The following is a 2,240-nucleotide window of genomic DNA, read 5'->3' as shown; positions in this document are numbered from 1 at the left end:
GCCCTCGCCGACCCGCACGACTCTGTCGCCACCACCGTCACCCTCCCCGACACCGGCAGCGCGACGGGCCTGGACCGCTGGAACAGCTTCGACGAACTCTCGCTCTGCTTACCTCCTTCGGTGTGAATTTTCCGTTAGACACATGCTGCTGGAGCCTACGACCAATATCTGCTGATTGTCCCATGAGGATCAGACCGGTGGTGGTTGTGGTGCGTTGTTTGGTGCCGAGCCATCCGTAGCCCTGGCTGGTGACACCGGCCGCGTCCCCGGTGGTCGGGCTGGTCGTGTTGCCGTACATATAGGATTAACGGAGGAAAGGCTCGGCGTGAAGTGGCAGAGCAACGGATGCTGAACAGGCTCGGCGGCAAGAGGAGTACGATAAACAAGGTGAATCCCATCGGTCGCAATAGGCAGCACTTGATGTCCTACTATCGAAAGAACTGGCGTGGGCTATAGTATAATTAACGGGGTGAGATACAGAGTAGTGGAGTCTCCTAAGACCCGACTGCGTTTAAGACATGAAAACATACAGATCTTGAGTGATCGTGTGTGGCCAAGTCTCCAGTCTCTGCTTCATTGCAGAGATTCGATACGCAGGCTCATCGTCACCGCTCCGCTGCGTGACATTTCTCTCGTCAATGACTTCGAACTCCTTGAAGAGCTGGATATGTGGCCTCGCTGTGCGCCGACCGGAAGCATCGTACTGTCGCGCCTCACGCGCCTTCGGTCCCTGACTATCGATAGAGGGGTTGATGTCGACATGGATGAAGGGCGCGTTCTTGAGGAACTGTATCTAGAGGCCCCGTATGTTGCCTGGAACGAATTCCTGCGAGAACTTCCGGTATTGAAATCACTTTCGTTGATCTCGCCCAGGAAGCTTCCCGGGATTCTGCCGGAGAGCCTGAGATCACTTGAGATATCCGTGTTTAGGCGCGGGCCCGAGAGGCACATCTTCCAGGGAATAGAAGGGGTGACTAGGCTCGATCTAACTGGCGTTCGCGGAATGAGCGATCTGCGGTCATTCTCGGCTATTCGTGAATTGGAGCTCCTCTACGCGGAAGACTGTGACGAACTTGCATCGTTGAATGGGCCGGGTCTCTCTCCAAGATTTGCTCTGCATCTGATCGGTCGAACCAAGCTGGCTAGTAATGAAGGGAGGGGTTGACGAAGTGGGCAATCAGTCTACAAGCCTGTTCGCGCCGCCCTGAGGTCGACCAGATCAACAAAGGGTAGTATCAGGTATCGCATCGGCGAGTCGCACTTTGGGCCGAAACGCTCTGTCAATCGTTGGTCCGCGTCCGGCATTGAATATGGATACAGTCAGCCGACGAGTTGGAGTCTCTCGTCTGGATACAACTATTCTTCGGCCAAATACTACAAGAAGAGGTCGAAGCGGTTCGGCAGACGGTAAGCGCATGTCTCGAATAGCGGTTTAGTTAGTAGTCTAGGGGCGACCATAGGCACGTTGGTCTGTTCTTCCGCGCGGGGCTCGCGGTGACGAAGTGCGTCTGGTAGTGGGGAGTGGGCATGTGTAATGACTCTGATCCTCCTAGGGAGAAGAGATCGGTAAAGTGGTGGTTGGAGTGGCTGTTTTGTGACTACTTCGAGGTCGCCTGGAACACGTATGTCAGCAGGCTGGGGCTTATTTGGTTCGTGCTCTTTCTCGGGTCCGGTCTGCTATTTGTGCTTACGCCGTTCATCTTTGAAGGCGACTTCGACTCCATTCTAGTCCTGGTTTTCGCTGGTTCTGGGATACTAGCAGGAATCGACATGCTCATTACGGGTCTATGGACCGTAGATCGATGATGGAGCCACTTAAATTCCGTCTGAGTTCGGGTTCGCCGGTCCTTTGCGGCAATGGCTCTGCTCGTTGTTGCAGCCATCGTCGCTATTCTCCTTGTTGACGAGTGGCCGGATCTTCCGTTGACTAATGGGAGAGGTTGAGTTCTTGATTATCGAGGTGGCAATGCGCACTGCTAGGGCCAGTGGTCAATCACGATTATTCTTCAGTGTATCGGATGTCATTGCGATTCCCATTGGGGGGAGCTTCATCCTCATTGGTTGGTCGGGTCTGGAGTTCTCTCCTCGGGGCCCGTTGGACTGGCGATGTCGTGGTTGAGCATCGTGGGTGGGCTGTTCCTCTGTTTCTGGGAGGCGCGGCATAGCGTGTCGTGGGTGACGGGTGCGGGGGTGCGTATGTTTCCGTTTGTGGGGCGGTTTACTCCGGTGGGGCGGGTGGA

1 protein-coding gene is annotated in these 2,240 nt (G+C 55.2%); it reads left to right on the top strand.

The genetic code is table 11. The annotated features are described in order from the left end of the window. Nucleotides 1-469: 469 nt before the first annotated feature. Entirely contained in the window at nucleotides 470-1,165 is a 696-nt protein-coding gene (locus tag G555_RS22205) for a hypothetical protein (protein WP_156887445.1), read from the top strand. Nucleotides 1,166-2,240: the final 1,075 nt, after the last annotated feature.

This window comes from Propionicicella superfundia DSM 22317 (assembly GCF_000423465.1).
In the GTDB taxonomy this organism is placed as follows: domain Bacteria; phylum Actinomycetota; class Actinomycetes; order Propionibacteriales; family Propionibacteriaceae; genus Propionicicella; species Propionicicella superfundia.
The sequence above is the reverse complement of the archived record's forward strand: the minus strand, read 5'-3'. Positions and strand labels throughout refer to the sequence as shown.